Annotated in this window: 13 protein-coding genes; 3 read left to right on the top strand and 10 right to left on the bottom strand. The window is 46.5% G+C overall.

Going from position 1 to position 21728, the window contains the following annotated elements; genetic code table 11:
• Positions 1–44 precede the first annotated feature (44 nt).
• From D0T18_RS05945 to rpoB, 7 genes are all read right to left on the bottom strand, one after another.
• Complete coding sequence (locus D0T18_RS05945; RefSeq protein WP_205411955.1) at positions 45–1205, bottom strand: class C sortase; 1161 nt, start codon at positions 1203–1205, stop codon at positions 45–47.
• Between the two features lie 696 nt (positions 1206–1901).
• Positions 1902–3695 (bottom strand): SpaH/EbpB family LPXTG-anchored major pilin, encoded by a 1794-nt coding sequence (locus tag D0T18_RS05940; RefSeq protein ID WP_116440672.1) that lies wholly within the window; start codon positions 3693–3695, stop codon positions 1902–1904.
• A gap of 832 nt (positions 3696–4527) precedes the next feature.
• Entirely contained in the window at positions 4528–4881 is a 354-nt protein-coding gene (locus tag D0T18_RS05935; protein WP_240318297.1) for a helix-turn-helix domain-containing protein, read from the bottom strand.
• A 158-nt stretch (positions 4882–5039) separates the two neighbouring features.
• Positions 5040–5396 carry a type II toxin-antitoxin system RelE/ParE family toxin gene (locus tag D0T18_RS05930; protein WP_004109288.1) on the bottom strand — a complete coding sequence of 119 codons (357 nt, stop codon included), beginning with the start codon at positions 5394–5396 and terminating at the stop codon, positions 5040–5042.
• Positions 5397–5628: 232 nt separating this feature from the next.
• Complete coding sequence (locus D0T18_RS05925) at positions 5629–6711, bottom strand: ORF6N domain-containing protein (RefSeq protein WP_116440671.1); 1083 nt, start codon at positions 6709–6711, stop codon at positions 5629–5631.
• A 668-nt stretch (positions 6712–7379) separates the two neighbouring features.
• A complete protein-coding gene (locus D0T18_RS05920) occupies positions 7380–11399 on the bottom strand; it encodes a DNA-directed RNA polymerase subunit beta' (RefSeq protein ID WP_103013812.1) in 4020 nt (1339 codons plus the stop codon).
• Positions 11400–11469: 70 nt separating this feature from the next.
• Positions 11470–15018, bottom strand: coding sequence for a DNA-directed RNA polymerase subunit beta (gene rpoB, locus D0T18_RS05915; RefSeq protein ID WP_033888523.1), 3549 nt, complete (start codon positions 15016–15018; stop codon positions 11470–11472).
• An 868-nt stretch (positions 15019–15886) separates the two neighbouring features.
• Here rpoB and D0T18_RS05900 point away from each other — a divergent pair.
• From D0T18_RS05900 to D0T18_RS05890, 3 genes are all read left to right on the top strand, one after another.
• Positions 15887–16576, top strand: coding sequence for a tRNA (cytidine(34)-2'-O)-methyltransferase (locus tag D0T18_RS05900; RefSeq protein WP_012914445.1), 690 nt, complete (start codon positions 15887–15889; stop codon positions 16574–16576).
• Positions 16577–16609: 33 nt separating this feature from the next.
• On the top strand, positions 16610–17605 hold the full coding sequence (locus D0T18_RS05895) for an HhH-GPD family protein (protein WP_103013911.1): 996 nt from the start codon (positions 16610–16612) through the stop codon (positions 17603–17605).
• Between the two features lie 114 nt (positions 17606–17719).
• Positions 17720–18529, top strand: coding sequence for a hypothetical protein (locus D0T18_RS05890; protein WP_219705480.1), 810 nt, complete (start codon positions 17720–17722; stop codon positions 18527–18529).
• A 259-nt stretch (positions 18530–18788) separates the two neighbouring features.
• Here D0T18_RS05890 and D0T18_RS05885 read toward each other — a convergent pair whose 3' ends face one another.
• The 3 genes from D0T18_RS05885 to D0T18_RS05875 form a co-directional block, all read right to left on the bottom strand.
• Positions 18789–20153 (bottom strand): PFL family protein, encoded by a 1365-nt coding sequence (locus D0T18_RS05885; protein ID WP_103013910.1) that lies wholly within the window; start codon positions 20151–20153, stop codon positions 18789–18791.
• A gap of 38 nt (positions 20154–20191) precedes the next feature.
• The gene (locus D0T18_RS05880) at positions 20192–20530 is read right to left on the bottom strand and encodes an ACT domain-containing protein (protein WP_102155642.1); all 339 of its coding nucleotides are present in this window, start codon (positions 20528–20530) and stop codon (positions 20192–20194) included.
• A gap of 131 nt (positions 20531–20661) precedes the next feature.
• A complete protein-coding gene (locus D0T18_RS05875) occupies positions 20662–21675 on the bottom strand; it encodes a ribose-phosphate diphosphokinase (RefSeq protein WP_012914450.1) in 1014 nt (337 codons plus the stop codon).
• Between the last annotated feature and the right edge of the window lie 53 nt (positions 21676–21728).

The following is a 21728-nucleotide window of genomic DNA, read 5'->3' as shown; positions in this document are numbered from 1 at the left end:
TTAAGTTTTTCTATTAAGTTTTGTTATTGCCTATAAGCAATCGCTCATAAACCAAGGATGCTTATAAGCCAGTCGAAAGTCTTTTCGCCGTGACCACTCCGCTTGCATTTCTTGCGTGAACTAGACTTTTTGACTTTCGGTCGTTTTTTCGGACGATTTTTAATCGCCTTAGCTTCCTCACGCGCAAGATCTTCTCTGCGTACAGTACTATCTTTCGCGCTACTTAACTCTCTATCTTCTTCGCTACTTGCAGCACTACTTGACTCGCTATCCTTCGCACTATCTTTCGCGCTATCTTTCGCACTATCTTCTTCGTCTTCCTTCTTTTTCTTCTTAACCGGCAGACCAGCCCACCAAACGTAGCCGCCCACAACGCACAAACTACCAAAGCAGCCCAAAACCCACCACGGAAATCGCGGAACATCCGGCTTCTTGCCACGAAGTGCCTTATCCGCCGCAGGCGTTGGCACAACTCGCTCACCAGTCACCAAAATGCGCTGCGTGTTAATGCCGAGCGGCGTGCAAGTAATAAGTGTCACCAAATCCTTGCCAGGAACAGCTGCAATCTTCTTCGTCTCATCAGGGTTCACAACGATTTTGTCAACTACCTTGTAGGTGAGAATCTCGTCGAAAACCTCAATTGTAAAAGTGTCACCTTTTCCAACTTCGTCCAGCCTTGTGAACATTTCCGCACTTGCCAAACCGCGATGCCCCGTAATCACAGAGCGCGCGCCCTTGCCGCCAACCGGAAGCGAAGTTCCACGCAAATGACCAAGACCTTTCAGAAGAGTGGCATCTTCTGTGCCGTGATACACAGGCAAATCAAGATCAATTTTTTTGATTCGCAAACGAGCCATCAACCCGTCGTCGTTCACTTTCAACTGATCCCAATAATCCTGACTCGCATCGGAAGTAACTCCGTGAGAAGTCGGTATGTTAGTATTTGCTTCGTAAATAGCACCCGACGAAAGCTGACTGTTATACTCACGAGCGCGGCGGAGCTGCTCATGCGGAGCAGGAACAGCATGAGTTATAAGCTTCGCGTACTCAGCAGCAACTTCCGACATGTGGTATTGGCTTAGCCACATGGCGGCGTGCGGATAAATAAGCGACGCAAACGATGCAAGCAACAGCAAAGCAGGGACTATGCAGGATTTAGAGAAGTGCCAGTTTTTGTCGTTGTTGCACGAGTTTATTTTCGATATTCTTGGGTATCGTCTATGAGTTTTGGCTGATGTTCTTGTTCTTTGGGCTTGATGAGGCTGGAAAATTTGTGTTTGCGCAAGCTCCCGTCCTTCGTCGCTTTGGCTGTTAAAGGCTTTACTGTCTGCTTTGTTCTTAAAAGAACGTAGCTTCCTCAGTCCTCTTTTATTGCTGAACACAATTTTTCCAGCCTCTCAACATACTAAATGCCAACACAAAACTCATAGACTCGTGCAAAAGTTACGCAACTGCGTGGTTTACTAAGTGCAACTAGAGTCGCGCAATTAAGCTGCGGATGGGTTGATGGTGAGTGTGTTTGATGTGATGTGCGCAGTAGCAATGACGCTAGTGTTCTTTAAGCAATAAATACTCAACGTCCGCAGAGCATTAATGCTAAAGTTCGCTAATCAATAAATAATCGACGTTTGCAAAGCATTGGCGCAAAGCTACAGAAGCAACTTCAGCAGAGCACTGATGCAAAGCTTCGGAAACATTTGCTGAGGAATTTCCGGCGTTTGTTGTCGTTTTTGCGTTGTTTGGGAACATTTGCCGGAGAATTTCTTGCGTTTGCGCTACACCTGACCGCGCAGCTAATCAGCTCAAACCGGCTGCACAGCTTGTTTCGAAACCAAACTGCGCAACCGGCAGAGCAAATCAGCTGGAACAATCGTTCAAAACACTCAGCCAACGAGCGAGTTTTACTCTTGCTCCTGCTCCTTGCGACGCTTCATCACAACGTAGAAGAGCGTGCCAGCGATGCCAACAATGCCGCAAACTGTCAAAATCACCAAGCCGCGAGCACCGGTCATTGGCAAGTTGCTAAGGATTTTGTCGAGTTCGGTTGCCTGGGAGTTGACAATCTCGTGAGCGTTGTTATTATTAAGACCTGCTGCTGCCTGTTCTTTGGCTTCTACTTTAACCTCGTAGCAAGTTGGGGTTTCATTCAGTTTGAAGCCAGCAGGAGCCTTGGTCTCAACAACGCAGTAAATCTTGGAAGCAACATCATTAGTACCAATGAACAAGTTTGCAGTGGTTACACCATTATCATCAGTTGCTTTAAGCTTGATAGCGTTGGCATCGTTTGTACCTTTATCAAGCTTTCCATCAATAGTTTCCTTAGTTACATTTTTACCTGAAACATCGGTAAACTTTGTACCTTCTTTAACTGGGTAAACAGTGAACTCTGCACCCTTTAATGGCTTCTTGCCCTTAGCTTTATCAGCAGCATCATTAACCTTGGTGATCTTCAAGGTAGCAAAATGCGAAGTACCGTGAGGGTTCTTATCGCACTTCTTCGGATCTTCCTTAGTTGGAACACATGGATGCTCCGGATCACCGTCATCACCAATCTTGCTGTCATCAATCCAGCCGTTAATCGAGTTGGTAACGTTCTTGGTATCCTTAGCGACCTTCGTCTTTAAAGTAACTTTCAGAACATAAGTACTTCTACTGAAATCTTCAGAGAGCGTATTCAGCCTAGAGTCAGAAAGACTAAACGTTACTTTTTTCTTATCGGTACCAGTCTCAACCTTGTAGTCAGTATTTTCGGTAAGAGATACATCACTTGCTGTAGAACCAGTCGCTTTCCCTTTCTTAACAAGCTTAACTTCAGCTAAGCTATCATACGTCAAACCTTCAGGAAGAGAATCGACGAATCCAATCTTCTTATAAGCTTTATTGTCAGAAGGAGGAGTCAAAGGCATAGAAATATCCCATGGAATAATAGCGTCTCCATCATCAGTATAAAGCTTGGTTGGAGTCTTTGGCGTCTTACGAGCAACGTCGTCACTGGTGTCGTTCTTTGGATACACATTGACGTCGTACAACCATTCCCATGTATTTGCAGTCTTGTGAGGCAAAGGCGTTGTGATGAAGAATGGATCAACCTTACCGGTAACAGTTACAGGCTTCCACACTCCCTGAGCATCCTTAATTTGAGCACCCTTTGTGTCAGATTCTTCAACGTAGTAAAGCGATTCGGCAAGCTTATCAAACTTTGTGGAACCATCTTCACCAGTTGTTTGTTTTTTGCAATCAGTATCGACCGTTACGAATTTAGCATTATCACCTTTGAGGAATGAAGCTGCATTCTTCGTAGCAGAAGAAGGGTCAAGCTCCTGGATGTCTTTGATTTTCTTCCAGCCTTCAGCTGTAGACAAATCAATCTTCTTGGCATCAGCATCTTTGCCTTCCTTAAGAGTGACCTTGCAAACTTTGAACTCAACACCCTTAACTGGCTTCTTATCCTTAACAAGATTACTCTGATCAGATCCATCAGATCTAGTATCAGTTGCAGGACTTTGGTACTTGTGAATGGTTATAGAAGTACCATTGTCTTTTTTAGTATCATCGATGTTTCCAACATTTGCACCATCTTTACCCTGTTCACTATTCGCCCATGCGATGGATCCAGCGATGCAGCAGGTACCGAGCGTGCAGGAGGCAGCTACGAGTGCCACGGCGCGTTTTAACTTTGAAGTCTGTAGACGCATATTTCCTCTCTTCAATAAGTAAACTAATCGTCTTACATCTTTATTTAGGCTCAACAGCAGGTTACAAGCTAAACAAAAGGTTATGACATATTAACAATTGTGTCGTTATGACATACTGACAATTGCATTGACGACAGCATCAGTGCAAACACACAGATGCGAACGCAGAAATACAACTGCAAACTTTCATCATTTAGCTATTTTTCGCAAATTGCGCGATAACGCTCAACCGTGAGTACATATAATATTAATCGATATTTAAACGAAAAATGAGATGTAGTATAACACAGTCAAATGTTTATGTTTCTGAGCATCTACCCCCCCCCCGGTACAAAAATCGTTGAAAAACAACGGGTTTGAGGGGTGTCAAATAACCAGCTCTTTTTGTTTTTTGCGTTTTTTATTTTTTCTCAAAACTCAAACCATCGGCGTGTCGCATTGCCCTTGCTTGAAGCTGCATTGCGCGCTTCAAGCAAGCTCAATGCGGTAGCGCTTGCATAATGCGGAAAGCCCACTGGGCTTTCCACGCGCGACGACCTGCTTGAGCGCAGCGATTTAGCGCGCGAAAGCAACTCGGAACGCCGAGCTTGCTCAGAGTTGAAAGCACAGTGTGCTTTCAACGCAAGCGAGGTCTGCCTTCGTCAACAAAGACGAAGGCAGGGCAGGCTAGTGTGGCTGTGCTTTAGAAATTATGCTGGGCTTTCCACGCAAGCGCGCACACGATTGTGCTTTCTTTATATTCCTAACGAAAAGTCAACCTGTCGGAATTTCCAACAAGTTCGTTTGGAAAGTACAAGGCAAGTTGAGCGCTAAATCGCAGCGCTAAAACACGTCAACGCGCATTCGGCACAAACTCAATCCTACAAGTCGCGTTCAAAGCATTTGCAATACGATTCAAAAGCGCAATAGTCGGATTCCTCGAACCATTTTCCAACCTGCTAATATCCGACTGACTTATACCCGTCTTCTCCGACAGCTCAGCCTGAGTCAAACCAGCCCTTTTTCTCGCCATCACAAGCGACATAGTCAAGTCTCTTTCCGGCTGAAGCGCATCATACTCTTTCTTGAACTCGGGATCCTTCATAAGCTCGTCCGTGAGTTCATGCAAATCATTCATTCGCGTTTCCTGCACTGCACGCGCTCCCTGCACTGCGCGCATTCGCCGCAACTCTTGCTTTCTCTGCATTACTCGTGTTCCCCGCACTACGTGCATTTCCTGCACTGCGCACGTTCGCAGCAACTCTTGCTTTCTCTGCATTACTCGCGTTCCTCGCACTACGCACGTTCCCTGCAACTCTTGCTTTTCCTGCACTACGCACGTTCCCTGCAACTCTTGCTTTTCCATCACAAGCCCATCTTTCTATTAAAATATTCAGCCCTTCTCTGCATAGCGACCAATATTTCACTACGCGGAGTTTTCTGCTGCTTTTTAACGAATCCGTTGGTGGCAACAATGATCTTATCCGCATCAAAAAAGTATAAAATACGCACTATGTTGCTACCTAAAATAGTGCGAAGCTCAAAAATATGGTTGCCAACATGCTTACTAAGCGGCTCCCTCGCATCGTTTCCCAACATCTCCAAGCGATGCAAATCAGAAACCACCTTCGCGCGCAACTTGACATCTAAACTTTTAATAAACTCGCGTACTGGCTTATCACCATCCTTATCACTGTAAAAAATCACATCAAACAATTCCACAACCCCCTGCTTATGTTATATATAGCATAATCGCTTGTATACATCTTGTCAAAACAAGCAACCAGCAACCCTAACGCAGAAACAGTACTGCGCCAGTGTCCCAAAACAAGCAAAATCAGACACTAACGCAGAAAACACGCGCTCTCTAATTTGCAGTAATTAAAAAGACGATAGATTTTCGCTTCTACCGCCTTTTAAAGTTCATACAACTTCCTACTTTGCTCTTTGTGTATTAAATTTTCAAATTCTTATTGTTTAACATTCCAGCAAACATTGTATGATACATATCCTTAGATGATTCTTCTATTTGAGTAATACTTGATATTTTATTTCCCGCATCCTTTGATGATGCTCCACAAAGATAAAAGACTTCATTTTCTGTCCCAAAATCTAGTGCAATATATTTATCGTGGTATTTTTTATCGGATACCTTCAGATTCAGGTCTATATTAGGATAATCTTTTCTAAAATCATCTAAAATATTTTTTGTAAGCATATCTTTATTTCTTACATTATCGCTAAAAACTATGATTTGTATGTTATCTCTTGCAGCCCTTAAAAGTTCCAAAGTTTTAAGCCCTATATAGTTATCTATAACATAAATGCTTTTCTTTGCTGACTTATATATTTTTGTATAGGCAACATCTGCTTCTATCTTATCTCCATTCAGCAAAAGAAAATGCTTGTAGGTGTTACTATCTATAAAATTATCCATTACCTTTTTCAAATCTTCTTTTGTTGCCAAAGTGCTAATTTTATCGTTTATATTTGCTATTTCTTTTGAATGCTGCATTATATCATTTGTATTTTGGCTTGTTTGCAATAACAGTTGCGTCATTTCTTTTGAACTAAGAAAGTCTCTATTTTCAACAATGAAGTCTTTCATCTGCTTGAACATTCGTATTAAAGCCTTGCTCTGTTTAACTGCCAGTTCTCCCCTTAATACAGTCATAAGCATATAGATGCCCTGTTCTGTGAAAACATATGGCTTGTATTTAATGTTACTGCCTCTGCCTTGCGCTTTGTTCAAGGTCGCAAAATGCGACCTTGAACGTTCATATACTTGCCCATCGTTCAAGGTGCCAAAACGGTACCTTGAAAGTTCATATACTTCTTCACCGGTTAATTGAAACATAAAATCGTCATCAAATTTTTCAATATTCCTTTTAACCTGTTCGTTAAATCTTTTTGTAGAGTATCCATAAATTTCAGCTAAATCCGAATCAAGCATAACTTTTTGATTTCTTATATAGTGAATCTTACTTTTAATCGTAGTTTCATCTATTATCACAATCTCTTTCTTCTCTTCTGCCATAATGCCCCCAACATTATCTAAATATCTTTCCCAATACGCCACGTACTGCGTAACTTTTACTGCGTAACTTTTTTAAATCAACTGCGCCAGCAACAAATAAACAACATCGTGCGTAGATTTATTAGTTTTTGAGCTGAATTAATAGGTAGGATGCATCTATGCTCTATTTCAGCGTCTCTTATCATACGTATCATTTCGTTGTTAGTTTTAGGCATACTACTGAAGTTATTTGAGAATACGATGAATAGACAATAAATTTATAACATTGTGGTTAAAAGGTGTTGTAGTACGATTCATGTGTTACTCATGCAGTAAGCCGACTGCGCCAGTGTCCGAAAGTAGGCAAAATCAGACACGCACGCAGAAACAGTACTGCACTAGTGTCCCAAAACAAGCAAAATCAGACACGCACGCAGTTAATGCTCGCGCAGATTGCGCGCTCGCTTGCGAAACTCGCGTTGAAAGCACACTGTGCTTTCAACTTAAGCGAGTTTCCGCTCCGAATTGCTTTCGCGCGCTACGCTCTATGCGCGAAAGCAGGTCGTCACGCTGCCCAGTAACGAAAAAACGGCATTATACGTTATTAACGCAGAAAGCATACTGTGCCAGTAACAAAATGGGGCTTCAAGCCCGAAAGCTTGAAGCCCCATTTTTATATCAGACTAGCGTCACTCAGCTTCGTCGCCGTAATCACCCTGACCACCCTGATCATCAAGGTAATCATCTGGATTAAAGTCGTCGCCGAGCTTCATGTCGCCAAAATCAATGTTGGAGAAGTCAACATCGCCCATATCGCTCTCACCGAAGTTCGAAGGCGTGCTATCTGCACCACCCAAACCAAAGTTCGGATAAATAGAGTCACGCACCTGAGGATCCGGCTCCACGTTAGCGTTGCGGTAACGCGCCAAACCGGTACCAGCTGGGATGAGCTTACCGATAATCACGTTCTCCTTCAAGCCCTTGAGGTCATCTTCCTTCTGGCTTAAGGCGGCCTCAGTAAGCACGCGCGTAGTCTCCTGGAACGATGCTGCAGAAAGCCAAGAATCCGTAGCCAAAGAAGCCTTGGTAATACCCATAAGCTCTGGTCGACCAGCAGCAGGCTTGCCACCGTTCTTAACGGCAGCCAAGTTTGCCTCACGGAACTTTGCCTGATCCACAAGCTCACCTGGAAGAAGATCCGTATCGCCAGAATCGATCACCGTAATACGGCGAAGCATCTGGTGCACAATAACTTCAATGTGCTTGTCGTGAATATCAACGCCCTGAGAACGGTAAACGTTGTGAACTTCTTCCACAATATTCACCTGAGCTGCGCGCGGACCAAGGATTCGCAAAATCTTCTTAGGATCCACAGAACCCTCAATCAGCTGCGTACCAACGTCAACATGCTCGCCATCCTTTACCAGCATTGGCGCACGACGCGTCACAGGGTAAACGATTGGCTCAACCGTAGTGTCGTCTGGAGTCAAAGTCACCTGACGACCATGGTCAGTATCCTCAACCTTCACAACGCCTGGGAACTCAGCGATTGGAGCCTCACCCTTAGGAGTACGAGCCTCGAAAAGCTCCGTAACACGAGGAAGACCCTGAGTAATATCAGAAGCCGAAGCGACGCCACCAGAGTGGAAGGAACGAAGCGTAAGCTGCGTACCAGGCTCACCAATGGACTGTGCTGCAACAATACCAACAGCCTCGCCAACATCCACGAGTCGGCTCGTAGCCAAGGACCATCCGTAGCACTTTGCGCAAACGCCGCGCTTAGATTCGCAAGTAAGCACAGAACGCGCCTTAACTTCCTCAACGCCGTGCGCAACCAAATCGCGCAAAACGTCCATAGAAAGCGCATCTCCGCACTTTGCCAAAACTGTAGTGCCGTCAGCAGGATCGAGCACGTCTGCAGCAAGCAAGCGCGAGTATGGACCGCCATCAGCAGCCTTAACAAGCGTCAAATTGCCGTTTTCGTCGCGATCAGCAATCTTCATCATAAGACCGCGCTTAGTGCCACAATCTTCTTCGCGAACGATTACTTCCTGCGAAACGTCCACAAGACGACGAGTCAAGTAGCCAGATTCTGCCGTACGAAGTGCGGTATCTGCCAGGCCCTTACGAGCGCCGTGCTGGGAGATGAAGTACTCCAACACAGACAAGCCGTCGCGGTAGTTTGACTTAACAGGTCGAGGAATAATCTCGCCCTTAGGGTTTGCCACGAGGCCTCGCATACCAGCAATCTGGCGAATCTGCATCCAGTTACCACGTGCGCCTGACTGAACCATGATGTTCACGTTGTTGTCGTCGTGGAAGTTTTCGCGCATTGCGTCTGCAACCTTGTCGGTGCATTCAGTCCACAAGTTAATCAACTCTTGACGACGTTCTTCGTCGGTAAGAAGACCCATATCGTACTGGGAGTTGATTTTTGCAGCCTGATCCTCGTAATCTTGCGCGATTTGTTCGCGATTTGGAGGAAGCACAATGTCGGAGAATGCCATCGTTACGCCAGACCAAGGAGCGCGAGTAAAGCCGAGATCCTTCAAAGCGTCGAGTGTTGCTGCAACTTGAGCTGTAGAATAGCGGGTTGCAATTTCGTCGACGATCTTAGAAAGTACGCCCTTTGGCACCTGCTCGTTTACGAACGGATAGTCGACTGGCAAAGTTCCGTTGAACAAAATGCGTCCGCAAGAAGTTGCAAACAGTACAGTTCCGTCCTTAAAACGCTCTTCGCGCACAACGTCCGGGCTGCCTGGCTCAGGGTCGACAACCTTAAGCTCAGCAGGCTCCCAATTCTTTGGCAATACGAAGTCTGCAGGAACTCGAATCAGCACCTTAGCTTGCATGTCAATCTCATGCTTGTCGAGAGCCATTTCAGCTTCAGCAAGCGAGGAGAAAATACGACCCTGACCCTTTGCTCCGTCAATTACGGTAGACAAGTAGTAAAGACCCAGAATCATATCCTGAGAAGGCATTGTAACGGTGTGACCGTCTGCTGGCTTCAAGATATTGTCGGAAGCCATCATCAAAGTGCGTGCTTCGGCTTGAGCTTCTGCAGAAAGCGGAAGATGCACTGCCATCTGGTCACCATCGAAGTCTGCGTTGAATGCTGCGCAGGCAAGTGGTGGCAGGTGGATTGCTTTACCTTCAACCAAAATTGGCTCAAATGCTTGAATACCCAAGCGGTGAAGTGTAGGTGCGCGGTTAAGAAGCACAGGATGCTCGGAAATAACTTCCTCCAAGACGCCCCAAACTTCGGAGTCGCCGCGGTCAACCAAACGCTTTGCGCTCTTCATATTCTGAGCAAAGCCCTGATCTACCAAACGCTTAATAACGAACGGCTTAAACAGCTCCAATGCCATTGGCTTTGGCAAACCGCACTGATGCATGCGAAGACTTGGACCAACGACGATTACGGAACGGCCGGAGTAATCAACACGCTTACCGAGCAAGTTCTGACGGAATCGACCTTGCTTACCCTTAAGCATGTCGGAAAGCGACTTTAATGGTCGGTTGGATGCGCCGGTTACTGGGCGTCCGCGGCGACCGTTGTCGAAGAGCGAATCGACTGCTTCCTGAAGCATGCGCTTTTCGTTATTAAGCATGATTTCAGGAGCGCCGAGCTCAATAAGTCGCTTCAAACGGTTGTTACGGTTGATTACGCGACGGTACAAATCGTTCAAATCGGAAGTTGCAAAACGACCACCATCGAGCTGAACCATTGGTCGCAAATCTGGTGGGATTACTGGAATTACGTCCAAAACCATAGCTTCTGGCTTGTTTCCAGTAGTCAAGAATGCGTTTACAACCTTCAGTCGCTTCAAAGCGCGAGCCTTGCGCTGACCGGTTCCGTTGTCGATTTCTGCGCGAAGCTCCTCTGCGGCAGACTTCAAATCGAAGTCCTGCAAACGCTTCTTAATAGCTTCAGCACCCATGCAGCCTTCGAAGTAGTCACCGTAGCGATCTTCCATCTCGCGCCACAAGTCAACGTCGCCTTCCATGTCTCCGGCACGCAAGCCCTTGAAGCGGTCGAACACGGCATTCAAACGCTGAATCTGCTCGTCGTAACGGGTGCGAATAGCAGACATTTCGCGTTCTGCACTAGCGCGCAGCTTAGATTTTGCAGCACCTTTGCTTTCGCCAGATTCTTCCAGCTCGTGCAAGTCTTCTTCAACTTTCTTTGCGCGCGCTTCAATTTCGTTATCGCGGCGCTTGCGAAGGTTGCCGATTTCGGTATCGAATTCGTCTTGCAAATCTGGAAGATCTTGATGACGCTGTTCTTCGTCGACTTTCGTAACCATGTAGGCTGCGAAGTAGATTACTTTTTCAAGATCCTTAGGTGCAATGTCGAGCAAGTAGCCCAAACGGCTTGGCACACCCTTGAAGAACCAAATGTGCGTTACCGGAGCTGCAAGCTCAATATGACCCATGCGTTCGCGGCGAACGCGGCTGCGGGTAACTTCCACGCCGCATCGCTCGCACACGATTCCCTTAAAGCGCACGCGCTTATACTTACCACACGCGCACTCCCAATCGCGAGTTGGACCGAAGATCTGCTCACCGAACAGACCGTCCTTCTCTGGCTTTAGGGTACGGTAATTAATGGTTTCTGGCTTCTTTACTTCGCCGTGGCTCCAGCTACGGATATCTTCGGCGGTGGCCAGTCCAATCCTCAGTTTGTCAAATGCGTTGACGTCCAGCACTCTTATCGTCCTGTCTCATGAAATTGTTTTCTAATGTTTCTTAATTTCTTAAAGTGTGTTCGTTACCGAATCACTGGTATTCAGGTTCAACAGCAATCTGATCTTCCTTGGCGGACGAATCTGGTCGAGCGCCAATATTGAAGCCAAGATCGTCGGAAGATGAAACTGGGTCGTCCTCTTCATCCTTCATGTCGATTGCAACGCCTTCAGCGTTCAACACTTCAACATTAAGGGAAAGCGACTGCATTTCCTTAAGCAACACCTTGAAGGATTCAGGAATGCCAGCTGGTGGCAGGTTATCGCCCTTGACGATAGCACCATACACGCGCACGCGACCGTCGACGTCATCAGACTTCGTAGTCATCATTTCGTGCAATGTGTAAGCAGCACCATAAGCCTCGAGCGCCCACACTTCCATTTCGCCGAAGCGCTGACCGCCGAACTGAGCCTTACCACCCAACGGCTGCTGGGTAATCATGGAGTAAGGACCAGTGGAACGTGCGTGAATCTTATCATCAACCAAGTGATGCAGCTTCAAAATGTACATGTAGCCCACAGAAATTGGCTTCGGGAATGGCTCACCAGTACGACCGTCGAATAAGGTTGCCTTACCGTCGGAGCCAACAAGCTTGTCACCATCGCGATTTGCGAGTGTTGTAGAAAGCAAGCCCTTCAAAGTTTCTGGGCGCACGCCGTCGAATACTGGTGTTGCAACTGGAGTGCATGGATCGCCATGCTCAGCACCTTGCGGCACGTACTTCTTCCAAGCTGCTTCCAAGTCTGGATCCAAGTTAATATCCCAGCCAGCGTGAGCAATCCAACCCAAGTGAAGCTCGAGCACCTGACCCAAGTTCATTCGAGAAGGCACACCCAACGGGTTAAGCATGATGTCAACTGGAGTACCATCAGCCAAGAATGGCATATCTTCTTCTGGCAAAATGCGGGAAATAACACCCTTGTTGCCGTGACGACCGGAAAGCTTATCGCCTTGCGTAATCTTACGATGCTGAGCAATGTAAACGCGAATCATTTGGTTCACGCCGTTTGGAAGCTCGTCACCGTCGTCTTCAGCGTCTTCACGAGTGATTTCCTTAACTGCAATCACAGTACCAGTCTCACCGTGTGGCACGCGCAAAGAAGTATCGCGCACTTCGCGGCTCTTTTCACCGAAGATTGCACGAAGCAAACGCTCTTCTGGAGTAAGCTCGGTTTCGCCCTTAGGAGTTACCTTACCAACCAAAATATCGCCGGCTTCGACTTCAGCGCCGATGCGAATAATGCCGCGCTCGTCAAGATTTGCAATCGCATCTTCACCAACGTTTGGCAAGTCACGAGTAATCTCTTCGGAACCAAGCTTGGTTTCACGAGCGTCGATTTCGTATTCTTCAATGTGAATAGAAGAAAGCGTATCATCTTGCACAAGACGCTGGGAAATAATCACAGCATCCTCGTAGTTGTAACCGTTCCAAGGCATGAATGCAACGAGCAAGTTCTTACCCAATGCAAGTTCGCCCTTTTCGGTTGCAGGACCGTCTGCCAAAACAGTACCAGCTTCAACACGCTCACCATCTTTAATAAGCGGCACTTGGTTGTAGCAAGTAGTCTGGTTAGAACGCTGGAACTTTGAAAGCTTGTAGCTGGACTGAGTTCCATCGTCGTTCATAACGCGAATAATATCTGCAGAAACGTAAGTTACTACGCCCGGCTTTTCAGCCAAGATTACGTCGCCAGAATCAACTGCTGCACGCCATTCAGAACCGGTACCAACAAGTGGTCGCTCCGACTTAATAAGCGGCACAGCCTGACGCTGCATGTTCGTACCCATCAATGCACGGTGACCTTCATCGTGCTCCAAGAATGGAATCAAGGAAGCACCAAGGGAAACCATCTGACGTGGGGAAACATCCATGTAATCTACAGTGCTTACAGGCACATCGACTGCTTCTTCTTCGTCCACGCGAGCAAGTGCTTGAGTGCCAACGAAGTTGCCGTTTTCGTCGAGTTCCTGGTTTGCTTGAGCAATAACGTGCTCGGCTTCGCGGTCTGCAGTCATGTATTCAACTTCGTTAGTTACGTGACCATTCACAACCTTGCGGTATGGGGTTTCGATGAAGCCGAATGGGTTGATGCGTCCGAAGGTTGCCAAAGAACCGATAAGACCGATGTTTGGACCTTCTGGGGATTCGATTGGGCACATACGTCCGAAGTGGGATGGGTGCACGTCTCGAACTTCCATAGAAGCGCGATCGCGAGAAAGACCACCAGGACCAAGTGCGGAAAGACGACGCTTGTTCGTAACTCCTGCCAAAGGATTGTTTTGATCCATAAACTGGCTGAGCTGGGAAGTTCCGAAGAATTCCTTAATAGTTGCGTTTACTGGACGAATGTTAATCAAGGACTGAGGAGTAATTGCCTCTGCATCCTGAGTTGTCATACGTTCGCGCACAACGCGCTCCATGCGGCTTAAGCCGGTACGAAGCTGATTCTGCACAAGCTCGCCAACCTGACGAATACGACGGTTGCCGAAATGATCGATATCGTCAACGTCAACGCGCAACTGCACGTCTTGACCGTCGCGCTTACCTGGGAAGGTTTTTTCGCCGGAATGCAACGTTACCAAGTACTTAATAGTTGCGATAATATCTTCGCGGTTCAAGCTACGATCGCTGTAATCTGCTTCAATGCCGAGCTTGCGGTTGATCTTATAGCGACCAACGCGAGCCAAATCGTAACGCTTTGTGTTGAAGTAGAAGGAATCGAGAAGGTTGCGACCAGCTTCTGGAGTTGCAGTATCTGCAGGGCGAATCTTACGGTACAAATCGGTAAGTGCATCGTCTTGCGTTTCGATAGGCTCTTTTGCGAGCGCATCCAAAACAAGTGGGTATCCTTGGAAAGCATCGGCAATTTCGTCTTTCGTCATGCCAATAGCCATAAGGAATACGATTGCAGACTGCTTACGCTTGCGGTCAACGCGAACGCCTAAAACGTCACGCTTGTCGATCTCAAATTCCAGCCATGCACCGCGGCTTGGAATAATCTTCGCACCGAAAACATCCTTGTCGGAAGTGCGATCCTGCGTGCGATCAAAATACACGCCTGGAGAGCGCACAAGCTGCGAAACAATTACTCGCTCGGTGCCGCCAATAATAAAAGTACCGTGTGGAGTTTGAAGTGGGAAATCACCCATGAAAACAGTTTGGCTCTTAATTTCACCGGTTTCGCCGTTTTCAAACTCAGCATTCACATAAAGTGGAGCAGAATAGGTGTAATCCTTTTCCTTGCACTCGAGCACAGTGTGGCGTGGCTCTTCAAAGTATGGATCAGAGAATGTGAGACTCATTGTCTCAGCAAAGTTCTCAATTGGGGAAATCTCCTGGAAGACTTCATCGAGACCAGAAACATGAGGCACGGTGTGAGTTCCGTTTGCTTCATCTTCTGCAACGCGCTTCTTCCAGCGTTCAGAGCCGATCAACCAATCAAAGCTGTCGGTTTGCACGCCGAGGAGGTATGGCACATCAATAGGCTCACAAATGGAGCCAAAATTCACACGATCTGACGCTTTATGCAACTTAATATCATGTTCGTCAGCACGTGCGATGACTTTCGTGGTGCTCGTCATAGCTTGTTCAGCAGCCAATGGACGTTCCTTTATCACTCGCTAGTTAACTATTTAATCTTTGAAAAACTAAAGAAAATCGCGGCAAACGAAACTGCCAAATAAGCAAGTTGCGATGCGCGGGCGCCTTCTTCGGTTCCATGAGCATGCCCGCTATATGACACACCTTACACAGAACCTCTACTTTACCAAAAACTAAAGACTTCCTTATTAATAAAAAAAGTCCGCTCTAGCGCTTGCAATTTCTGGGATGCTTAATATTCTCTACTTCAGTGGAACGAATATTCGTGTGGTGAGATTTGAGATTTTTCGCACTGAGCGAGGCGAACGTCAGAGCCGTAGGCTGCTGATTCGCCGAGTGAAGAAGAAAAATCGAAAAATCTCTGCGATAAGGCACGGTTATTAACGAATTAGCATGCAGAGTTTGGGGGATTTCTTTACGAGCACTAAAAGAGGACTGCGCATTGACTTGCCGGAGCGCTTAAAGCGTAGTGCGCGGAGGCACTTCAATGCGGAAACTCGCTTAAGTTGGAAGTCCAGTGGACTTCCAACGCGAGTTTCGCAAGCGAGCGTAATAAAACGCGAGCTTATCGTTAAAAAAGTTTAAGAATAGAGCGACGAAGGAACGCTCACGCGCAAAGCGCGCTCGCTACTGAGCTTGCGTTGAAAGCACACCGTGCTTTCAACTTGAGCAAGCTCACGCTCCGAGTTGCTTTCGCGCGCACAATGCTGCGCTCAAGCAGGTCGTAGCACATGCGAAGAGAGAAATCCCCCAAAACTCGCGCCACGGCAAACGATACAAGTTGCGAGTAAACTAAATACGTTACGATTACGAAGTTACGTAAAGATACTTAAAAAGCTAAGGAATAGCATGAATAACAGCGAGAATACGCAAGAAGCCGCAGCCAAAACCGAAAAGCAAACAGAAGCACACAAAGCAGCAGCAAGCCGCGTAGAGCAAATGTACGAGTACGGCTACCGCAAATCAAATTATGGCCCAGACGAGCTTGTAACCGACGCTCACGGAAATCCAATTAGCGTTATGGACGCAATGCTCAGCGCCGACGACGCAGCGCGCGCAGAAACGCACACTCCTCACCTTTGCTTCTACTCCCCTCGTATTCCAGGAAATACAGGTTCCGCAATTCGACTTTGCGCTGTAACTGGCACTATTTTGCACTTGGTTGAGCCGCTTGGTTTTAATTTGCACGATACTAAATTACGTCGCGCAGGCTTGGATTATCACGATATGGCTCACGTTGTTTTGCACCCAAATTTTGAGAATTTAGTTGAGTCAATGCCAAATTCGCGAATTATTGCGTTTACTGCGAATGCTACGAAACTTTACACTGAAATTGAATATAAGCCGAACGATATTCTGCTTTTTGGACCAGAACCAGGAGATATTCCTGATCCAATGGATGTTATGGCAGGCCCGCACGTGGCAGAGCAGGTGCGTCTTCCTATGCGCCCGTCACTTCGTAGTTTGAATCTTACAAATTGCGCTTCTATTGCAGTGTATGAAGCGTGGAGACAACTCGGTTTTACAGGCGGAAAGTAATCACAAAAGTATACGACGTTTACATAATTAAGCATGCAACAAGATTCACAATCTCTCCCCGAAGAACATCTCACCGAAGAAACTTCTCAGCCATTGCGCGAATTGGCAACACTTACGCGCGATAATGTTGCACTTTTTTGGCATAGTTGTGCACGCGATTTGCCTTGGAGATTTGGGCACACTACCCCTTGGGGTGTGCTTGTGTGTGAAGTAATGAGCCAGCAAACGCAAATGAGCCGTGTTGTACCCTATTGGCTCACTTGGATGCAAACTTGGCCAGATGCACAATCACTAGCTCACGCTACGAGTGCTGAAATTATTACAGCTTGGGGTCGCCTCGGCTACCCTCGACGCGCGTTACGTTTACAATCTTGTGCTCAAGTTGTAGCAACAAGATATCGCAATAAGCTGCCATGCACCTATGAAGAACTTATTGCCTTGCCAGGTGTAGGCGATTACACAGCAAGTGCAATACTCAGCTTTGCTTATGGCAAGCACATTGCGGTGATTGATACAAATATTCGCCGCGTACTTATGCGCGCTTTTACTGGAACTGAATCGCATGGTGGCAGCACAACGCAATCTGACCGCGAGCTTGCTGCCGCAGTATTGCCAGAAGATAATCATGTTACTACTGCCACTGCTAACGCTACTAACACCACCAACACTACCTGCACTTCATCCGTTTGGAATCAGGCAATTATGGAAATTGGTGCTACCATTTGCACAGCACGATCTCCGCAATGCACTGCATGTCCTTTGCAAACATGGTGCCGTTTCAAAGCTGCTGGATTTCCAGGTCTTGGCCGCCATACCCGCCCCCAGCAGCATTTTGCCGGCACTAATCGGCAAGTGCGCGGCATTATTTTGCAGGCATTGCGTGAAGCACATAAAAAACAGCAGGTATTGCAACGTTGCGAGATCAACAATTTATGGTCGAATCAAACACAACTTGGCGAATGCATTGCTTCGCTCGATCATGACAGTCTTATCACTATATTGCCAGATGGCACTTTAACATTACCTTAAGTAACTAACTCATTACGCTGCTTTTGTAACTCTTTAATTAACAGCTTAATTACTTTGTATGAGAGTCTACCTTGTGTAGTGAGTACAGTTCATCTCATCGACTTATGTATTACAATGGTAAATATGTCAATGCCAACTACGTCACCACGTGAGCCGCATCGCAATGCGAGTGCAACATCGGTTCGCAACCCGATGCGCAAACCCGTGCGTAAGACCGTACGTAACATGAGCGCAGCAAAACGAAGAATGTATCGTCGTCGCAGAATTGTTGTCGGTATTGCTTTGTTGCTTTTGATTATGTTGGCAATATTTTGTGTTATTAGCTTGAGCAAGGGTATTGCCGCTATTAGTAAAGCGATTGCTGGTCATGAAGTTACCATTGTTCGTCATTCAGTGCCAGACCCCCGTCCTGTTGGATTAACACCTCATTGCACTGATAAAGATATTCGTCTTGAGCTTTCTACTAAGTCACAAACTGTTCCTATGGGCGGTAGTGTTGAGTTGACAGAACGATTTGTGCACGAAGGAAACTCTTCTTGCCTTATTGACGCATCGGATATGAATGCTGTTCTAACTATTAATAGTAGTGAAGAAGTTACGCAAGGTAAGCAAGAAACTAAAGATAATAAAAAGAAAGATAATAAAGACAACAAAGACTTTAAAGACGCAAGTAAGAGCGTTGACTACTTATCACATGCAGTATGGCGTTCTGATAGTTGTGACACTGCATTAAAGCCGCTGCTTATGGCGAAGGGTGATCATTTCGAAAAGAAAATCACTTGGAATACCAATACTACCGTCGGAAAAGGCTGTGTTGCAGATGACGATTTACCGAAGGTGGATCGCGGCACATACGTTGCGCGGCTTGAGCATAAGCGCGTGCCAGGGCTTCACAGCGAGCCAGTGATCATTAATGTGCAGTAGGATTTATGCGTGCGACGACCTGCCGAAGCGCTGCGCTCGTTTTTGTGGACTTATGTGGGGTGTAAGTCCCCAATTGCGCGCATGTTCTCCGGCATTTGCGCTGACGACTGCACCAGTAACGAAAAAACGGTGACGCTCGCGCGGGTAACGCGCTCGCTACGAAACTCGCGTTGGAAGTCCCCCGGACTTCCAACTTAAGCGAGTTTCCGCTTTGAAGGAGCTTGAAATCCTGTGATTTCAAGCTCGGTCAAAGCGCACGCTAATTCTTGAAGCTGTGTACTGGAGCAGGAATACGTCCACCGCGAGTTACGAAAGCTTCGCAGCTTGTTTGGTTTACTGGCATAATCGGCGCATATCCCATTAATCCGCCGAAGTTCGCCATTTCGCCTACACCTTTTCCAATTACTGGAATAATTCGCACAGCGGTAGTTTTTTGATTAATCATGCCGATTGCAGATTCATCCGCAATCATGCCAGAAATCGTTGCAGCGGAAGTGTTTCCAGGAATTGCAATCATGTCAAGACCGACTGAGCAAACGCAAGTCATTGCTTCAAGCTTTTCAATAGTCAAGCAGCCAGACTTCGCAGCAGCAATCATATTTGCATCTTCCGAAACGGGTATAAACGCTCCAGAAAGACCGCCAACATAGCTACTTGCCATAATGCCGCCCTTCTTAACTTGATCGTTCAGCATAGCGAGCGCTGCAGTTGTGCCGGGAGCACCAACCTGATCCAAACCGATTTTCTCAAGCACTTCGCCAACAGAATCGCCAACTGCAGGAGTTGGAGCAAGCGACAAGTCTATAATTCCAAACGGCACACCAAGCCTGCGAGAAGCCTCTTGCGCAACCAACTGACCTACGCGAGTAATTTTAAACGCAGTGCGTTTAATAGTTTCGCACAGAAAAGCAAAGTCTTTTCCTCTAGCAGCATCGAGTGCACTCGAAACAACGCCAGGACCAGACACGCCAACATTGATCACAGCATCGCCTTCAGTTACACCATGGAAGCCGCCTGCCATGAACGGATTGTCGTCCGGAGCATTGCAAAAAGCCACGAATTTAACGCAACCGTAAGAATCGTTTCCAGCTGTAGCTTCAGCAATCTTTTTAATCGTACGTCCGAGCAGCTCTACGCAATCCATGTCTATACCGGTTCGTGTTGAGCCAACATTCACAGACGAGCACACAATTTCCGTCTCGCTTAAGGCTTGCGGAAGCGACTCAATAAGCATGCGGTCTGCTGCAGTCATCGACTTTGCAGGAAGCGCAGAATACCCACCAATTAAATCAACTCCAACAGTGTGTGCTGCTCTGTCTAATGCGTGCGCAATTTGCACAAAATCTTCAGACTTTTTACAAGATGACGCTCCAACAAGCGAAATCGGAGTTACAGTAATTCGCTTGTTTACAATTGGAATTCCGTAGTCGCGCGAAATATCGTTACCGGTTTTTACTAAATCTTTCGCAAGACGTGTGATTTTTGCTTCAACTTTACAACAAACGTCCTGCACGTTTTCGCAAGCGCAATCTAGTAGGTTGATTCCCATGGTGATTGTGCGAACGTCGAGCTGTTCTTGCTCAATCATCGAATTAGTTTCGCTTACTTCCATCAGGTTGAGCATTATGTACTTCCTTACGTTTACTTAGATTGCTGCGGATTTTAGATTCTGTGCATTGCAGTGAAAATATTGCTACGCTGGCAGCGAATACGCACGCCAATTTCGTCTCCTAGCGTTTCTAATCCTGCAGCAAAATTGCCAAATTCGCAATCAACAGTAGACACGTCAACAATCATCATCATGTTGAAGAATCCGTCGACAATTGTTTGAGAAATATTCAAAATATTTACATTATGCTCGGCAGCATGTGAAGTAACTTTTGCAATAATACCAACGGTATCGCAGCCGACAACGGTAATAATCGCCCTGAAAGCATCAGATTGCAACGCTTCTTGCGATTCATTATTCTCTGCAACTGCTGTTGTGTTATTGGCGACCATATTTGCCTCCTGCCGTTTTGAACCCGCATGTTAATGCATAAAGTTTATGCATTAACGCAAATTATGCGGTTATTTGTTTCAATTTTACACATCATACGTTTTTATGCGCTTTATGCGCTTTTATACATTTTTTATGCGTAAATATTATGCTGCTTCATATCTTCCGGAAGTGCATTGCGAAGCGACACAAGCGATCCAGAGCGGAACACGGAACGAATGCCAGCAGCAAGAAGCGGCGCAATCGAAAGAACCGTCATATTATCAAGACGCTTCTCTTCAGGCACAGGAACTGTATCCGTCACAATAATCTCGCGAACTCCAGCAGCTTTCAAACGCTCAACAGCAGGTCCAGAAAGCAAAGCATGCGTTGCAACCAAAGTAACAGATTTTGCTCCAGCCTCACGCAAAGTACGTACAGCTTCGCAAATAGTGCCAGCAGTATCGATCATATCGTCTACAACAATGCAATCGCGTCCTTTAATCTCACCAATGATGCCGTGAGCTTCAGCATGGTTAGGGCGCGTAATATCGCGCGTTTTATGAATAAAAGCAAGAGGTAAATCTCCGAGTTTTGCAGCCCATTGCTCAGAGACTTTGATGCGACCAGCATCAGGAGACACAATAGTTGCATTATCGAGCTTCATAGAGTTTCGCACATAATCAATAAGCACAGGCATCGCAGTCAAATGGTCAACAGGCCCGTCAAAGAAACCCTGCTCCTGAGTTGCGTGCATGTCAACAGTCAAAATGCGCGTGGCACCAGCAGCGCGGAATAAGTCAAACATGAGTCGAGCAGTAATAGGCTCACGTCCCTGATGCTTCTTATCTTGGCGAGAATATCCAAAGAACGGTGCAACCACGTTAATACTGCGAGCAGATGCGCGTCGCAAAGAATCGACCATAAGCAGCTGTTCCATAATCCAATTGTTAATAGGATTCGTGTGTGCCTGAAGCACAAACACATCCGAACCACGAACAGGCTGAGTAAAGCGCACATACATTTCGCCATTCGCAAAATCGTAGGCAGTAGTCTCAAGCACATCAATACCAAGATACTGTGCAGTCTCATTAGCAAGTTCTGGGTATGCGCGACCCGTAACTAACATCATCTGCTTTTTTGGATTGCCTTCAAGAATTGTTGACATAATTGCCTTCCCGTTTGCAAACTGGTGTTGCGCGACATAGTCGCTTTCTATTT

The sequence above is a fragment of the Gardnerella swidsinskii genome, from assembly GCF_003397705.1.
Lineage (GTDB): Bacteria > Actinomycetota > Actinomycetes > Actinomycetales > Bifidobacteriaceae > Bifidobacterium > Bifidobacterium swidsinskii.
This window is presented reverse-complemented; position numbering and strand designations above follow the sequence as displayed.

Coding starts and splice junctions, on each gene's coding strand:
- rpoB (WP_033888523.1), bottom strand. CDS start 15,018: ATGACGAGCACCACGAAAGTCATCGCACGTGCTGACGAACATGATATT.
- D0T18_RS05875 (WP_012914450.1), bottom strand. CDS start 21,675: ATGTCAACAATTCTTGAAGGCAATCCAAAAAAGCAGATGATGTTAGTT.
- D0T18_RS05885 (WP_103013910.1), bottom strand. CDS start 20,153: ATGCTCAACCTGATGGAAGTAAGCGAAACTAATTCGATGATTGAGCAA.
- D0T18_RS05890 (WP_219705480.1), top strand. CDS start 17,720: ATGGTAAATATGTCAATGCCAACTACGTCACCACGTGAGCCGCATCGC.
- D0T18_RS05900 (WP_012914445.1), top strand. CDS start 15,887: ATGAATAACAGCGAGAATACGCAAGAAGCCGCAGCCAAAACCGAAAAG.
- D0T18_RS05940 (WP_116440672.1), bottom strand. CDS start 3,695: ATGCGTCTACAGACTTCAAAGTTAAAACGCGCCGTGGCACTCGTAGCT.
- D0T18_RS05880 (WP_102155642.1), bottom strand. CDS start 20,530: ATGGTCGCCAATAACACAACAGCAGTTGCAGAGAATAATGAATCGCAA.
- D0T18_RS05925 (WP_116440671.1), bottom strand. CDS start 6,711: ATGGCAGAAGAGAAGAAAGAGATTGTGATAATAGATGAAACTACGATT.
- D0T18_RS05935 (WP_240318297.1), bottom strand. CDS start 4,881: ATGCAGAGAAAGCAAGAGTTGCGGCGAATGCGCGCAGTGCAGGGAGCG.
- D0T18_RS05895 (WP_103013911.1), top strand. CDS start 16,610: ATGCAACAAGATTCACAATCTCTCCCCGAAGAACATCTCACCGAAGAA.